The organism is Streptomyces sp. CA-249302 (assembly GCF_050936785.1).
In the GTDB taxonomy this organism is placed as follows: domain Bacteria; phylum Actinomycetota; class Actinomycetes; order Streptomycetales; family Streptomycetaceae; genus Streptomyces.
This window is the reverse complement of record NZ_JBNJMG010000001.1, coordinates 9,028,968-9,043,766: the sequence shown is the minus strand read 5'-3', so window position 1 is coordinate 9,043,766 and position 14,799 is coordinate 9,028,968. Positions and strand designations below refer to the sequence as shown.

Below are 14,799 nucleotides of genomic sequence, written 5' to 3'. Positions count from 1 at the left end.
GCACTTCCCAGACTCCAGCACAAAACTTGAGTGCGCTGTTGTCAATGCCGCGTGCCTGGAAACGAGGTGCCGCGCACCCGTACGCGGGGCGCGGCACCGAGGGACGTACAGCTGTGCGATTCAGGCCAGCTTGGCCGAGAGGGTGATCGTCGTGCCGGTCAGCGCCTGGCTGACCGGGCAGTTCTTCTTGGCGTCCTCGGCCGCGGCGACGAAGGTCTCGTCGTCGATGCCGGGGACCGTGCCCTCGACGGTGAGGTGGATGCCGGTGATGCCCTCACCCGGCTGGAAGTTCACGTCGGCCGAGGTGACGAGCTTGGTGGGCGGGGTGCCGGCGCCGTTCAGGGCGTGCGACAGGGCCATGGAGAAGCAGCTGGAGTGCGCGGCGGCGATCAGCTCCTCGGGGCTGGTCTTGCCGTTCGCGTCCTGGGAGCGCGAGGCCCAGGTGACCGGCTGCGCCGCGATGGCACCGGAGGAGTCGAAGTTGACGACACCGCTGCCCTCGATCAGGTTGCCTTCCCAGACGGTGTGTGCGGAGCGCGTGGTTGCCACGGTGAATCCTTCCGAATCCTGATTGTTCCTTGGGATCCCATCCGATCACATTCCGGCTCACTGCACCCGGAAGACCGGCCCACGTGCGGTGAACGGCAGCCTGGCCCCCTGCGGGAGCAGATACGCGTGCTCACGGCGGACCCGGAGCACATCGCACCAGCCGTCGGTGATGACGAGGACGGGAGCGCCCGGCGGGAAGTCGTCCGCACGGTGAAGTACGTCGATGCCGGGCTGAAGGATCGTGCCGCCGCGGCCGTGCACCCGTACCCGCCCGGCGATCTCCGTGACCGGGACGTACCCGGCGTCGTGCGCCGCCGTGTCGCAGAAGACCACGCGGGCGGCGGGTACGTCACGGGCCTCGGCGTACGAGGCGATCGCGCCCAGCGCCTTGCCGAGCAGCGTGTGGCTCATGGAGCCGGAGGTGTCCAGGACGACGCCGAAGGTGCAGCGGGCGATCTCCTCGGGCGGGAAGTACCGGCCCGCGCGCGGGATGTCGGGCGTGGAGGACTGGCGGCGCGAGGGGCGCGCGTACGTCCGTACCGGCTGCGGGCTGGGCACGAACTCGTCGAACCAGCGGGCGAGTCGGGCGTCCCAGGGCAGCGGCGGGTGACTGAGCGCGCGGATCTCCTCGATCAGGCCGCCCGGGAGGAAGCCGCGCTCCTGCCCCTGGTGCACCTCCAGGCCCTGGCACAGGCCCCGCCGGTAGAACTCGTCGAGGTCGACGTAGTCGCCGGGCGGGCCCAGCGGGAAGCCGAGCACGTCGCCGACGCCCTTGCCGCGCAGGGTGGCCAGGCGGCGCATCCGGCGCAGGTCGCCGGCGATCCGGTCGTAGACCTCCTCGGAGGAGAGACCGGCGAGCTCGGGGTCGTACAGCAGACCCTGCGGCATGGTGCCGACCTGCATCTCGGTCAGCCAGCCGTTGATGACGTAGTCGCAGGCGATGTTGAAGAGGTAGGGGTCGCGGGTGCCGCAGCGGTCGCCGTGGCGGAGGGCGGCGTGCAGCATCTCGTGGGCGAGGATGAACCGCCATTCCTCGTCGTCGAAGGTGCGCAGCGGGTTGACGTAGATCTCACCGGCTTCCGCGCTCACCGCGGCCACGGAGATGCCGTGGGCGCGGGCGAGTTCGGCGTCGGCGACCAGTCTGATGCCGGCCGCGATGCCGCCGAGCAGCGGGTACGAGGTGATGAACCAGCTCAGGGCCTTCTCCCAGGGCCGCTGCGGGGCGAGTTGACCGCTGAGCGAGTCCCGTCGCCCACCCGCCATGTCCATCGCCGCGGACACGGTTCGGGTGAGGGCGGTGGCGAACGCCAGCTGGTGGTCCGGGGGTCCGGCGTACCAGCCGTTCCAGCGCAGGAGCAGTTGGTCGGGTTCCTCGCCCGCGGTACCGCAGTGCTCGTACACGGGCGGGAGCCCGTCCCGCCGCCAGCGCGCGGCGAGTTGCTCCTCGTCGCCGTCCGGGTAGGAGGCAGGGAGTTCCTCCGGGGTCTCGCCGATGGTGAAGTTGAGCAGGAAGCGGTTGACGACGACGCAGCGTGCGGCGAGGTCGAAGCGGTCCGGCTGGGTGCGCTCGTCCTTCGCCGCGGGGACGTGCCCGAAGCCCAGGTGCAGCACGGCGTGCGCCAACGCCCAGGCCCAGGTGGCGGGTTCGGCGAGCCGGGTCGGGTGGACGTGCAGGTCGGCGTCGGAGTCGACGACCACGAGCCCGTCGCGGGGCGCGAACCGGCATTCCTCGTTCCGGCAGACGTCGAACTTCACTGCCGCGAGCGCCGGGTTGGCCTTCACCAGCCGCATCCCCTCGGCGAAGGCCTCGGCCGCGAGGTCCCGCTTCTTCTCCCCCTTGCCCTTGGTACGGCTCACCGCCGCGCCTCCACCAGCCGCGGCATGTCCCGGGCCGCCTCGATCAGGAACCACGACGGCAGTACGGGATTGCCGTCGGCGTCCGAGGCGATGACGGTCTGGGCCACCTCCACCGAGATCTCCGCGAGCTGCACGAGCAGCGACTTGGCGCGGTAGGCGGTCTGCCGACCGTTCGCCGACATGTGCTCCTTGCTGACCGGGAGTTCCTTGATCAGCCGCCCGCGGAAGGACTCGGCGAGGTAGTAGAGCAGGTCGCGGTCCTCGAGGCGGTTCGGCCAGCGGGCGTCCCCCTTGACGATCGCCTCGATGCCGAACTGGCTGCGCACGATCTTGACGTAACCGCAGAACGCGGTCGCATGTCTCGGCGTGAGCGTCCCGTGCGTGAGCACCTTCAGCGTCTCCTCGTCGAGGTCGCGCCCGAAGGAGTGCAGCGCGTCGGAGAGCATGTGCCAGGAACGGGGCGTGGAGAAGGGTTCCTCGGTCTTCGGCGGCTTGGACCACAGGTGGTCGGGCCGGTCGGTGAGGTGGTCGAGGATCCAGGGGTGGATGTCGTTGTTCGCGGCCCAGGTCAGCCAGTCCTTCGCCGAGGCCTCCAGATGGACGTGGGCGAGGCGGTTGACGAGGGCGGAGGCGATGGGCCGGGCGAGCGCGTTGTCGGTGGCCCGGTTGCCGGCGCCGATGACGATCGAGCCCTTGGGCAGCTCGTAGTTCCCGATACGGCGGTCGAGGATCAGCGAGTAGAACGCCTTCTGCACATCCGGAGTGGCCGCGTTCAGCTCGTCCAGGAACAGGCAGTACGGCTCGTCCCGGGCGATCGCCTCCGGCGGACAGAACACGGACCGCCCCTCCCGGATCTGCGGCACCCCGATCAGGTCCTCGGGCGCGAGCTGAGTACCGAGCAGACTGACGCACTCCAGCCCCAGGGATTCCGCGAACTCCCTTACCAGGGAGGACTTTCCGATGCCGGGAGCGCCCCAGATGAACACGGGCCGCACGGTGGCGAGACCGAGAAGCAGTTCGGGTATGCGGGCGGGAGTGACGGTGACGGCAGCCTGCAAGAAGCGGCTCCTTCGGGATGTTCGAGAGGTTTGCGACTCGAACAGTGTGTGCGTACGTCCCCGTCGGCGCAGCCGATTTTCAGGCGGCCCGGTCCTGCTCGATCGGCACCTGCGGTCCGTCCGTCTCCCTCAGCCACCGCCGCAGGACCCGATGGACCTGCTCCGCCCCGACCAGTTCCCGCCCTTCCTCGACCGGCTCGGAGAACACCACCGGCGACAACAGGAACGGCCTGCCCTGCGCCCCGCCGAGCCCACCGTGGGATCCGATCTGCTCCTCGAAGGCGAGCACTTCTCCGTCGGCGGGGTCGTGGAAGGAGTTGACCATGATGTCGGCCGTGTGCGGGAACGAGTGCGTGCGCCGCACCGCGTCCGCGGCCCCCGGCCCGAAGGCCTCCAACGGCCCCCGCTTGTCGTCGAGTTCGTCGACCGGGATCTCCGCCCCGTACGCCCCGAGCACCACTCCGCCGTGCTCCTCGCTCCGCACCAGCAGGAACCCGATCCCGGGATGGTTGGCCAGCGTCGTCAGCAGCGCGGGATGGCGGGCGTCGATCTCCTCCTTGCTCATCCGGTGCGGCACGTCCGGGAAGGACACCAGCCCGAGGTTGCCGGAGGCCAGGACCATCGGCTCGGAGCGCCGCCCGGAGAGGCCCTTCTCCTGGACCGGCCGCCGCAGCGCCGCCCGCACGGCGGCCCGCGCCTCCGCGCCACTGTGGGTGCGCTGCGCCTTCCGCGGCACCGGCAGCCCGCAGCCAGCCCGCACCAGTTCCCCCAGACCGAGCCCGTAGCGGGCCCGGAAGGTCTCGCCGGGGCTCTGCCCGTGGTCCGACAGGACGACGATCCGGTACGGCCGCGGGGCGTGCTCGGCGACGTTCACGATCAGCGCGAGCGCGCGGTCGAGGCGCTCCAGGACCTTCCCGGCGTCGCGGCTCGTCGGCCCGGAGTGGTGCGCCACCTCGTCGTACGCCACCAGGTCGGCGTAGACGGCGGTGCGCCCGGCGAGCATGTCGCCCATCACGGCGGCGACCACGACGTCCCGTTCGACGACGGTCGCGAAGGCGCGGACGAAGGGGTAGAGGCCGCCGCGGGAGACACGCGGGCGCTGCTTCCTGATCAGGGCGTGGGTGGACTGGCCCATCTCGCGGCCGACCTCGGCGAAGAAGGACATGGCGGTACGGACGGCGTTGGCCGGGTCGGAGAAGTAGGCGAAGTAGCCGGCCCGGGAGCGGTTCTCGCGGCCGCGCCTGCGCGTGGCGATGGACAGGACGAGGGCCTGCTCGTCGGCGCCGCCGCCGAAGAGGTTGCCGCGGCTGGCGCCGTCGACGGTGAGCAGACCGCCGTCGCCCGTGAACTCGACTGCGCGGCGCTGGAGTTCGGCCGCGCTGGTCGGTCGGTTGCAGACCATCACCTCGCGGCTGTCCTTGTCGTACCAGCGGAACGCGGGGATGTCGTGGTTGGTGCCGTGCAGGATGCCGAGCTGGCTGGCGCCGGTCTGGCTGGACCAGTCGGTGCGCCAGGGGGTGAGCCGGTGGGTGCCGTTCTCCAGGAAGCGGGCGACGGTGGGCATCAGGCCCTTGTCGACGGCGGCGGTCAGGACGTCGTGGCCGACGCCGTCGAGCTGGAGGAAGACGGTGCCGGGGGTGGAGGGTCCGGCGGGCAGGCGTCTGCGGCGGCGGTCGGCGAGGCGGTAGAGGCGGCGGCGGTAGGCGTCGTCGTCGCGGACGGCCAGGGCACCGCCGGTGGCGGAGGCGACGGCGGACATCACGGCGGCGACGACCACGGCGGTCTCGGGGGCGGCCTCGGCGCTGCTGGCCGGGTTCAGGCGGAGGGCGACCAGCAGCAGCGACCCGTTGAGGACGAAGACGAGCAGGCCCAGCACGAGCGCGGGGACCAGCAGCAACAGCCGTACCAGCAGCGGCCAGACGAGCGCCGACAGGACACCGAAGGCACCGGCGCCGACCGCGGCCGTGACCGCGATGTGGGTGGCGCTCTCGCCGTCGGGAGACTGGAGCCGGAAGTCGGGCAGGATCCCGGCGAGCACGAGCATGGTCACCGTGGAGACCGCCCACACGGTGACGCTCCGCCCCATCTGACTGACGACCCGCCGCCAACGCACGCCACGCACGCCCGCACACCTCACGTCCCGGCCCGTCGTCGCTGCGGGCTCACACACAGACTGTCACAAAGGTCGGACAACGGGTTCCGCCACCGGCGGCAGGGCCGCTCAGCGCCCGTCGTATCCCGCCGTCGGCATCGACAGGCGCCGGTGCACCCGGGCCTTCATCTGGGCGTCGTAGCAGGGTTCCTCGAAGCCGACCGTCTCGACCCGCACCCCGCGCCGCGCGCACTCCGCGGTGAACTCCTCGACGGACGAAAGGGCGCTCTCCAGGACCCGTCGGCTGGGGGCCACGAAGAGGTCGACGCCCGGCCGGACCCCGTCCCACAGGACACAGTGGTCGGACCGCAGCCCTCGTACCAGAAGCTCCCGCGCGACGATGTACCCGCGCTCCGCGGCCCACCGCGCGCACATCGCGTGCTGGCTGCGGGAGTCCACCAGGAAGGGATCGGCGTCCAGCTCCTCGAGCGGCGTCAGACTCGCGATCGCAGTGACGCGCACCGGTCCCATGGCGTCCCCCTCACCTCCGGGTTTCGCCGCCGACCCTACTCCAGCCCGTAGGCTTCGGGGAGTCGCGCGAAGGAGGCAAAGAAGGTGCCGGTGGAGATCACCTGGTGGGGTCACGCCACCTGCACGATCGCGGACTCGAACGTACGTGTCCTCACCGACCCCTTGTTCGCCCGCCGCCTCGCCCATCTGCGCCGGCGCCGGGGCGCGCTCCCCCCGCCCGGCGCCCGCCGTGCCGACCTCGCGCTCGTGTCGCATCTGCACGCCGACCACCTGCACGTTCCCTCGCTGGCGGGGCTCGCCGAGGGCACCCGTCTGCTGGTGCCCCGGGGCGCGCCCCGGGCGGTGCCGGGGCTGCGCCGGCTCAGCCACCTCACGGTGACCGAGGTGACCGCCGGGGACGAGGTGAAGGTCGGCGATCTCGTCGTACGGGCCGTGCCCGCGCGGCACGACGGGCGGCGGCTGCCGGTCGGACCGCACCGCGCCCCCGCCCTCGGTTACGTCGTGGAGGGCGAGGCCAGGACGTACTTCGCCGGGGACACCGGGCTGTTCGACGAGATGGCCGAGGAGGTCGGACCGGTCGACGTGGCGCTGCTGCCGGTCGGCGGCTGGGGGCCGTATCTCGGGGACGGGCATCTGGACGCGGGGCGGGCGGCCGAGGCGCTGGCCCGGCTGGCGCCGCGCAGTGCCGTGCCGGTGCACTACGGCACGTACTGGCCGATCGGGATGGACGCCGTGCGCCCCCATGAATTCCACGCGCCGGGCGAGGAGTTCGTGCGCCTGGCGGCCGAGCGGGCGCCGGCGGTCGCGGTGCACCGGCTCGGGCACGGGGAGAGTGTGCGGCTGGAGGTCGCGAAGTGACGTGGCTGGCCGCCACGGCGACGACGGTGGCGCCGGAGTCGACCCAGCAGGCGATCGGCTACCCGACGCTGTTCCTGCTGGTGCTGCTCGGGGCGCTGGTGCCGGTGATTCCCACGGGGGCGCTGGTGAGTACGGCGGCGGTGGTGGCGTTCCACCAGACCTCGCCGTTCTCGCTGCTGCTGGTGTTCGTGACGGCGTCGCTGGCCGCGTTCCTCGGGGACGGAGCGCTGTACTGGCTGGGGCGGCGGGGCATGGGCTCCAAGAACGGTTCGCGCTGGCTGGAGGCGATCCGGGCGCGGGCGCCGGAGGACAGGCTGACCCGGGCGCAGGAGAAGCTGGCCGAGCACGGGGTGGCGGTCCTGGTGCTGTCGCGGCTGGTGCCGGCGGGGCGGATTCCGGTGATGCTGGCGTGCCTGATGGCCAGGTGGCCGATCCGGCGGTTCGCGCGCGGCAACCTTCCGGCGTGCCTCGCCTGGGCGGCGACGTACCAGGTGATCGGGATCCTGGGCGGTTCGCTGTTCAAGGAGCCCTGGGAGGGCGTGGTGGCGGCGGTCGCGCTGACCGTGTTGATCAGCGCGGCGCCGAGCCTCTGGCGACGAATTCGGCGTACGACGGCTGCCTAGTCCAGCACCCGCGAGCCTCCTACCGGCAGGTCCCACAGGTCGTCGCGGTCCCGTCCCGCCTTCTCCCAGGCCGCCCGCACTCGCGTGAGCGGTTCCAGGACGGGTTCCGCCGACAGGACGAACGTGCCCCAGTGCATCGGGGCCATCCGGCGCGCTCCCAGGTCCTGTGCCGCCCTTACCGCCTCCTCCGGGTCGCAGTGGACGTCGCTGAGCCACCAGCGGGGGTTGTACGCGCCGATGGGGAGGATGGCCAGGTCGATGCCGGGGTAGCGGTGGCCGATGCGGGAGAACCAGTGGCCGTAGCCCGTGTCGCCGGCGAAGTACACGCGCTGTCCGTCGGGGGCCGTGAGGACCCAGCCGCCCCAGAGGCTGCGGCAGGTGTCGGTGAGGGTGCGCTTGGACCAGTGGTGGGCGGGGACGAAGTCGAAGCGGACGCCGTTCAGTTCGGCCGCCTCCCACCAGTCCAGCTCCGTGATGCCGGTGAAGCGTCGGCGGCGGAACCAGGCGCCGAGTCCGGCCGGTACGAACACCGGGGTGTCGCGCGGGAGTCGGCGCAGGGTGGGGGCGTCCAGGTGGTCGTAGTGGTTGTGGCTGATGACGACCGCGTCGACGCGGGGCAGCGACTCCCAGGGGACGCCGACCGGGGTGATGCGGGCCGGGGTGCCGAGGATGCGGCGGGACCAGACCGGGTCGGTGAGGACGGTCAGGCCGCCGATCCGGACGACCCAACTGGCGTGTCCCGCCCAGGAGACGGCGACCGTGCGGGCGTCGACGCGGGGCAGCGGGGCGGGGGCGAAGGGGAGCCTGGGGATGTCGGCGAGGCCCTCGCGGCCCGGTCGGACGGAGCCCTCGCGGGCGAACCGGGCCATGGCCTTCAGGTCGGGCAGCGGCGCGGTCAGGCGGTCGTGGAAGGACCGCGGCCACACCCGGCGCTCACCCGGCGGGCGGGGTTCGGCGAGCGGCGGGAACGGGGGCGCGAGGGGGGACAGTTGTGAGGTGGACGCCGGATCATCGGCTTCCCGGGTGGTCGTACTCGTGCTCGTGGTGGTGGTCGACTCGGACTGCTGCGTCATCGAGGAGGCTCCCATCGCTGAGCGTCGTCGCGTAGATCGTCGAAGACCGACTTCACATGGTTCAACGCGCGTTGCACGTGTGGCAGTTCCAACGTCACGGGTGACCTGAGACATTCCGCGCGTTCCTGGTCCGTTCGGCCCAGCAGCGGGCCGGTGGACAGGCGGACGCGCAGCGCGCCGAGTTCGTCGCCGAAGCGGTGGCCGCCGGGGGCGGGCATGCCGAGCCGGGCGGCGAGGAATTCCTCCAGGTCCTGTGCGTCGCCGACGCCGTGCGCGGTGAGGGCGGTGCGCAGCGGGCCGAGGTCGGCGTAGAGGTGACGACCGGCCTGCGGGGGCCGGGACAGGGGGCCCGCGCCGACGACCGCGGCGTGCAGGGCGGCGGCCACGCGCGCGTGCAGGCGTACGGCGGCCGCCACGCGCGCGGTGACCGGCTCGGGTTCCGCCAGCGCGTAGCCGGCGGGCGCGGCGAGGGGCCCGGCGATGCGGGCGCCGAGCGCGGTGAGCACGTCGAGCACACGCGCGTGCAGGGCGCGGCCGGCCCGGTCCGCCGGGAAGCGGGCCACCGCGGCGGGCCAGCCGGGCGGCAGCAGCGCGCCGGCCAGGTCGGTGACGACGGTGACCCGGTCGGGCAGCATCTCGGCCGGGCTGACCAGCACGGTGTCACGGGGGTCGTGCAGGGTGTCGCGCCAGGTCTCGTCGCTGACCAGGTGCAGCCCCTCCCCCGCGGCGGCCTCCACGCACGCGTGCAGCAGTTCGGGCGGGGCCACGGTGGCGGTCGGGTCGTCGGCGACGGACAGCACGAGCAGCCGCGGGTCACCGCCCTCGGCACGCACCCGGCGCACGGTCTCCAGCAGGGCGTACGGGTCCGGCACGCCACCGCTCTCGGCGGGCGTGCCGACATGGAAGACGGGTCTTCCCAACAGCCGTGCGTACGGCGCCCACCAGGCCGCGCAGGGCCGGGGCACCAGGACGTCGCCGCCGATCGCGGCGGTCAGCGCGAGCAGCAGCGCGGGGGCGCCGGGGCCGGCGGCCACCCGGTCGGGTTCGGCGGCGAGTCCGCGCCGGTCCCAGTAGCCGCAGGCGGCCTCGACGAGTGCGGGTCCGCCGCCGATGGGCTCCCCGTCGGCGCGGGCGGCGGCCGCGGCGAGCACGGCGGTCAGTTCGGGCAGCACGGGCAGCCCGTCCTCGGGCAGCGGTGGCCCGTAACGGACGGGGCCGTGGCCTTCCGGGTCCGTCCGCGGCATCGCTACCTCCGTTGTGGACTGCCTGCTGCGCCTTGGCGTCGGCGTTCGCGTACCGGGTGCCGGTGCCTGCAGCTGCCCGGTGCGTGCGGCAAGGGTCGTACCCCTGCGCTCGGTGGGGGGAACCTCTGCGCTCTCCGTACCCGGTGCGCCGCCGCCCCATGGGGCCCGCCCGGGTTACGCCCGTCGCTCGCGCGGCGGTCCGGACGGTCAGGCGTCGTTCGTGAAGCCGCGTCGGCGCAGCCGGTGGGCGGCGGCGCCGAGCGCGCCCGCGATGAGCACACCGCCGCCGACCAGAGCGGGCACGGAGTCGGTGAAGGTGCCGCCCTCGCCGGCCCGTACGCCGCGCTGGACCGTGGCGGCGGCGCAGGTGTCGGTGCGCGGCTCGTTGCAGGGGCGGCCGCCGTCACGGCCTCCGCCGGCGCGGTCCACCTGGAACGTGGCGCTCCATGCCTTGCCCTGCCCCCCGGGCGCCGCCGGGCAGGTGCCGTCGACGGTCCAGGCGGAGTCGCGGGTCACGGCGTTCGGGCCGTCGGCCTCGAAGTCGGCGGCGGGGGCGATGCGCGCGGTGCCGCGGTAGGCGGGGCCGGCGATCCGGTCGTCGTTGCCGGGGACCCGCTGGAGCTGGACGGTGCCCTCGTCGAAGGCCTGCGAGGAGGCGTCGAGGGTGGCGGGCGCCTGTCCGTCCATGGCGTCGCAGGTGACCGAGACGGTGACGCTGCCGCCGGGTTGGACGGTGCTGGGGCTGACCTCCGCGGCCGGGTCCGCGAAGGCGGCCGCGGCGGAGATGCCGACCGCGGCACCGGCCAGGGCCGCGGCGGACAGGACACGGGCGGTGCGGCGCATGGTGCGGGCTCCTTCGAGCGACGGCTGCGGTCGGGACACGGACCCCGTGCCCCGAACCCATCACAGCCCGCCCGCCGCCGCCCCGCGCGCGGCCGGACCCCATTCGCGGGACGCGAGGGGCCGACCGGGTGACCGGCACGTCTCTTCGCCGCAGGTCTACGCGACGTCCCTCAGCACCTGCTCGCGCACGCGCCCGCAGCAGCGGCTGATCAGCCGGGAGACGTGCATCTGCGAGATGCCCAGCTGCTCGGCGATCCGGCTCTGCGTCATGTCGTCGAAGAACCGCATGTACAGGATGGCCCGCTCCCGCTCCGGCAACGCGGCCAGCCGGGGTGCGACGGCCTCGCGGTCGACGACGATGTCGAGCGCCGGGTCGGCCGAGCCGAGGGCGTCGCTCAGCGAGTAGCCGTCCTCGCTGCCGGGGAGTTCCGCGTCGAGCGAGAGCGCGGTGAAGCTCTCCAGCGCCTCCAGGCCGACCCTGACGTCCTCCTCGCTCATGCCCGCGTGCTCGGCGATCTCGGCGACGGTGGGCCGTCGGCCGGAGATCGTCCGGGCGAGGTCCTGGGTGGCGAACCGGACGCGGTTGCGCAGGTCCTGGACCCGGCGCGGGACGTGCAGGGTCCACATGTGGTCGCGGAAGTGGCGTTTGATCTCGCCGGTGATGGTGGGGACGGCGTAGCTCTCGAAGGCGTTGCCGCGCTCGGGGTCGTACCGGTCGACGGCCTTGACCAGGCCGAGCGCCGCGACCTGGCGCAGGTCCTCGTAGTTCTCGCCGCGGCTGCGGAACCGTCCCGCGAGCCGTTCGGCCATCGGCAGCCAGGCCTCCACGACCCGCTCGCGCAGTGTGTCGCGCTGCTGTCCCGGGGGGAGCGCGGCGAGCCGGCGGAAGGCTTCGGCGGTGTCGGGGGCGTCGTCGTGCGGGTGGTGCTTCGCGCTCACTCGTGTGGGCATGTGCGTCGCAACTCCCTTGGTGGTGCTCTGGGTTGGACGGTCACCGTGGGAGTGCGGCCGTGCCTCGGAACAGGCGCGACCGGGGCGGCTCGGAGCCGTTCCCACGGACGTGCCTCCTGTCCGAAGCACTGACACTGCGCCTGCCCCGGGCCGTCCCCGGCAAACACCACCGCCGCCGCCTTCTCCGCGCGCGGGCAGCGGGAACTCTTCGTAGCGGCCCAGTGCCGGCACCACGCCGAGCATGCGGAGCGGGATGAACACGGCGAGAAGCACCATGGCCAGGCCGGCGCGATGACGGTGCGGGCGGGGCCGTCAGGTGCGGGGAGTGACCGACTCGCCGCTCCGGCGTTCGCGGGCGCCTTCCCGGGTGCGGCCCGCGGCCACCATGCGCCGCGGGTTGCGGCGCAGGTACTCGCCCTCCAGCTGGGCCATGCGATCGTTGTGGGCCCGCAGCGCGTCGGTCGAGCCGTAGAGCAGCGTGTCGTGACGCGTGCGGTGGATCGTCTCCAGCTCCTTCATGAGCTGCTGGTCGTCCAGCCTGGTGGGGTCGACTCCGGCCATGGTGGTACCCCGCTCGTCGTGACTGTCTCCTGCATCCACTCTACGAACATCCGGGGCACGGGGCCTACCGCGCCCGCTCGACCCGCCGCTCGTCCCACACCGGCTCCGCGGTCTCCCGTACCCGCCCGTCACTCCCGAAGACCAGATAGCGGTCGAACGAACGCGCGAACCACCGGTCGTGCGTCACCGAGAGCACCGTTCCGTCGAAGGCCTCAAGCCCCTCCTGGAGCGCCTCCGCGGACTCCAGGTCGAGGTTGTCGGTCGGCTCGTCGAGGAGCAGGGCGGTGACACCCTCCAGTTCCAGGAGCAGGATCTGGAAGCGGGCCTGCTGGCCGCCGGAGAGCCGGTCGAAGGCCTGCTCGGCCTGGTTCGTCAGCTCGTAGCGGCGCAGCCGGGACATGGCCGCGCCGCGGTCCTGGGAGTGCTCCTGCCACAGGATGTCGAGCAGGATGCGGCCCGTCAGCTCCGGGTGGGCGTGGGTCTGCGCGAAGTGCCCGGGCACGACCCGCGCCCCCAGCTTCCACTCCCCCGTGTGCGCCACGTCGTCGCCGGCCAGCAGCCGCAGGAAGTGCGACTTGCCGGAGCCGTTGGAGCCGAGGACGGCGACCCGTTCGCCGTAGAAGATCTCCAGGTCGAAGGGTTTCATCAGGCCGGTGAGTTCAAGTCCCTTGCAGGTGACGGCCCTTACGCCGGTACGTCCGCCCTTGAGCCGCATCCTGATGTCCTGCTCGCGCGGCGGCTCCGGCGGCGGGCCGGCCTCCTCGAACTTGCGCAGCCGGGTCTGGGCGGCCTGGTAGCGGGAGGACAACTCGTGGCTGATGCTGGCCGCCTGACGGAGATTCAGCACCAGCTTCTTCAGCTGGGCGTGCTTCTCGTCCCAGCGCCTGCGCAACTCCTCGAAGCGCGCGAAGCGTTCGCGCCGGGCGTCGTGGTAGGTGGCGAACCCGCCGCCGTGCACCCACGCGTCGGCACCGGCGGGACTGGGCTCCACGGAGACGATCTTCTCCGCGGCCCGGGCGAGGAGTTCGCGGTCGTGGGAGACGAAGAGGACCGTCTTGCGGGTCTCCTTGAGCCGCTCCTCCAGCCAGCGCTTGCCGGGCACGTCCAGGTAGTTGTCCGGCTCGTCGAGCAGCAGCACCTCGTCGGTGCCCCGCAGCAGCGCCTCCAGCACCAGCCGCTTCTGCTCACCGCCGGACAGCGTGCGCACCTCACGGAACTGCGCCTTCTCGTACGGCACCCCGAGCGCGGCCGTGGTGCACATGTCCCACAGCGTCTCCGCCTCGTACCCGCGCGCCTCGGCCCAGTCGGAGAGCGCCTGCGCGTACTGAAGCTGGGCGGCCTCGTCGTCGACGGTCATGATCAGGTGCTCGGCCTTGTCGACGGCCTGCGCGGCCTCGCGGATCCGCGGCGGCGCCACGGACACGAGCAGATCCCGTACGGTCGTCTCGTCCCGTACGGAGCCGACGAACTGCCGCATCACCCCGAGCCCGCCACCGACGGTGACGGTCCCGCCGTGCGGCTTCAGCTCCCCCGAGATCAGCCGCAGCAGGGTCGTCTTCCCGGCGCCGTTCGGCCCGACGAGCGCGACGACGGCTCCTTCTCCCACCCGGAACGACACATCGCCGAGCAGCGCCCTCCCGTCGGGAAGGTAGTACTCGAGGTGCGCGGCTTCCAGATGTCCCATGAGGACGCATTCTGCGGTCGGCCCGGGGGCTCGGGCAAACTCTTATGCGATCCGGTGGGGGCTCATTCCACTTCGTCCAGCGGGCGTCCCGCAGGCCCGCTGTCGCGGCTGGGGCTCACGACCGCCCCCGCCCAGGACACCGCCTTCCAGCCGTCCGCGGGCGAGCCCTCCAGGATCACCACACCGGTGTTGTCGAGCGGCCGGGCCGCGGCGAAGGGCACGTCGACGTTGTCGGCGCGGGCGGCGGTCCACATCCGGATCGCCGCACCATGGCTGATCATGGCCACCGTCCCGGCCCCGCTGTCGGCCGCCTCGGCCACCACGGAGTCGTAGCGGGCGAGCGCCTCCGCCCCGCTCTCGCCGCCCGGCATCCGCAGCGCCGTGTCCCCGTCCGCCCAGGCGAACACCGTCTTCATGTAGAGCAACCCCTGCTCGGAGTCGCCGGGCAGCATCTCCAGGTCCCCCGCGGACAGCTCGCGGATGCCGTCGCGCACCAGCACCTCGAGGCCCCGGGCGGCCGCCAGCGGCGCCGCGGTGAGCTGTGTGCGGACGAGCGTGGAGGCGTACAGGGCCTCGATGTCCTCGTCGGCCAGGGCCGCGGGCAGCGCGGCGGCCTGCTGCTCGCCGAGCGCGGTCAGGCCCGCCCCGGGCACGGCCGTGTCGAGCAGGAAGGCGACGTTGGAGGGAGTCTGGCCGTGGCGTACGAGGAGCAGACGCATGCGGGGACCCTCCGGGTCTCGGTCGCCGCCTCCTGGCAGCGAACGGGCTCCTCAGGGTACCCGGCACACCATGAGCCACTGCCTGACAACCCGTCAGTCCACATGTCAAAACGCAGGTCTCATCATTCGACATGCGGGCGTAGCGTGTGGCGTACC

The 14,799-nt window shown here is 72.8% G+C and carries 14 protein-coding genes; 2 read left to right on the top strand and 12 right to left on the bottom strand.

The features are described 5' to 3' along the window. Window positions 1-120: 120 nt before the first annotated feature. The 5 genes from ACQEWB_RS40735 to ACQEWB_RS40715 all read right to left on the bottom strand — a co-directional run bounded on the left by ACQEWB_RS40735 (window position 121) and on the right by ACQEWB_RS40715 (window position 6,087). Window positions 121-549 (bottom strand): OsmC family protein, encoded by a 429-nt coding sequence (locus ACQEWB_RS40735; RefSeq protein WP_432840359.1) that lies wholly within the window; start codon window positions 547-549, stop codon window positions 121-123. Window positions 550-606: 57 nt separating this feature from the next. Further along, window positions 607-2,340, bottom strand: coding sequence for a vWA domain-containing protein (locus tag ACQEWB_RS40730; RefSeq protein WP_432844259.1), 1,734 nt, complete (start codon window positions 2,338-2,340; stop codon window positions 607-609). A gap of 62 nt (window positions 2,341-2,402) precedes the next feature. Then, window positions 2,403-3,464, bottom strand: coding sequence for an ATP-binding protein (locus tag ACQEWB_RS40725; protein ID WP_432840357.1), 1,062 nt, complete (start codon window positions 3,462-3,464; stop codon window positions 2,403-2,405). 79 nt (window positions 3,465-3,543) lie between these two features. Continuing rightward, on the bottom strand, window positions 3,544-5,550 hold the full coding sequence (locus ACQEWB_RS40720) for an alkaline phosphatase family protein (protein WP_432844257.1): 2,007 nt from the start codon (window positions 5,548-5,550) through the stop codon (window positions 3,544-3,546). A 135-nt stretch (window positions 5,551-5,685) separates the two neighbouring features. Next, on the bottom strand, window positions 5,686-6,087 hold the full coding sequence (locus ACQEWB_RS40715; RefSeq protein WP_432840355.1) for a hypothetical protein: 402 nt from the start codon (window positions 6,085-6,087) through the stop codon (window positions 5,686-5,688). 84 nt (window positions 6,088-6,171) lie between these two features. Here ACQEWB_RS40715 and ACQEWB_RS40710 point away from each other — a divergent pair, with 84 nt between their 5' ends. Both ACQEWB_RS40710 and ACQEWB_RS40705 read left to right on the top strand, forming a co-directional pair. Further along, window positions 6,172-6,945, top strand: coding sequence for an MBL fold metallo-hydrolase (locus ACQEWB_RS40710; RefSeq protein WP_432840353.1), 774 nt, complete (start codon window positions 6,172-6,174; stop codon window positions 6,943-6,945). Further along, window positions 6,942-7,568, top strand: coding sequence for a DedA family protein (locus ACQEWB_RS40705; RefSeq protein WP_432840351.1), 627 nt, complete (start codon window positions 6,942-6,944; stop codon window positions 7,566-7,568). The genes ACQEWB_RS40710 and ACQEWB_RS40705 overlap by 4 nt, the downstream gene beginning before the upstream one ends. Here the strand turns inward: ACQEWB_RS40705 and ACQEWB_RS40700 are convergent. The 7 genes from ACQEWB_RS40700 to ACQEWB_RS40670 all read right to left on the bottom strand — a co-directional run bounded on the left by ACQEWB_RS40700 (window position 7,565) and on the right by ACQEWB_RS40670 (window position 14,643). Then, on the bottom strand, window positions 7,565-8,641 hold the full coding sequence (locus ACQEWB_RS40700) for an MBL fold metallo-hydrolase (RefSeq protein WP_432840349.1): 1,077 nt from the start codon (window positions 8,639-8,641) through the stop codon (window positions 7,565-7,567). The two genes, ACQEWB_RS40705 and ACQEWB_RS40700, sit on opposite strands and share 4 nt — an antisense overlap. Continuing rightward, window positions 8,638-9,885 carry an aminotransferase class I/II-fold pyridoxal phosphate-dependent enzyme gene (locus ACQEWB_RS40695; RefSeq protein WP_432840347.1) on the bottom strand — a complete coding sequence of 416 codons (1,248 nt, stop codon included), beginning with the start codon at window positions 9,883-9,885 and terminating at the stop codon, window positions 8,638-8,640. Before ACQEWB_RS40695 ends, ACQEWB_RS40700 begins: the two co-directional genes overlap by 4 nt. A 207-nt stretch (window positions 9,886-10,092) precedes the next feature. Next, a complete protein-coding gene (locus ACQEWB_RS40690; protein WP_432840345.1) occupies window positions 10,093-10,728 on the bottom strand; it encodes a hypothetical protein in 636 nt (211 codons plus the stop codon). Between the two features lie 156 nt (window positions 10,729-10,884). Beyond that, window positions 10,885-11,679: an RNA polymerase sigma factor SigF gene (locus tag ACQEWB_RS40685; protein WP_432840343.1), complete on the bottom strand. Its 795-nt coding sequence runs from the start codon at window positions 11,677-11,679 to the stop codon at window positions 10,885-10,887. 312 nt (window positions 11,680-11,991) lie between these two features. Beyond that, entirely contained in the window at window positions 11,992-12,240 is a 249-nt protein-coding gene (locus ACQEWB_RS40680) for a DUF6158 family protein (RefSeq protein ID WP_432840341.1), read from the bottom strand. A gap of 64 nt (window positions 12,241-12,304) precedes the next feature. Continuing rightward, window positions 12,305-13,924, bottom strand: coding sequence for an ATP-binding cassette domain-containing protein (locus ACQEWB_RS40675; RefSeq protein WP_432840339.1), 1,620 nt, complete (start codon window positions 13,922-13,924; stop codon window positions 12,305-12,307). A gap of 62 nt (window positions 13,925-13,986) precedes the next feature. Beyond that, window positions 13,987-14,643 carry a histidine phosphatase family protein gene (locus ACQEWB_RS40670; RefSeq protein ID WP_432840337.1) on the bottom strand — a complete coding sequence of 219 codons (657 nt, stop codon included), beginning with the start codon at window positions 14,641-14,643 and terminating at the stop codon, window positions 13,987-13,989. Between the last annotated feature and the right edge of the window lie 156 nt (window positions 14,644-14,799).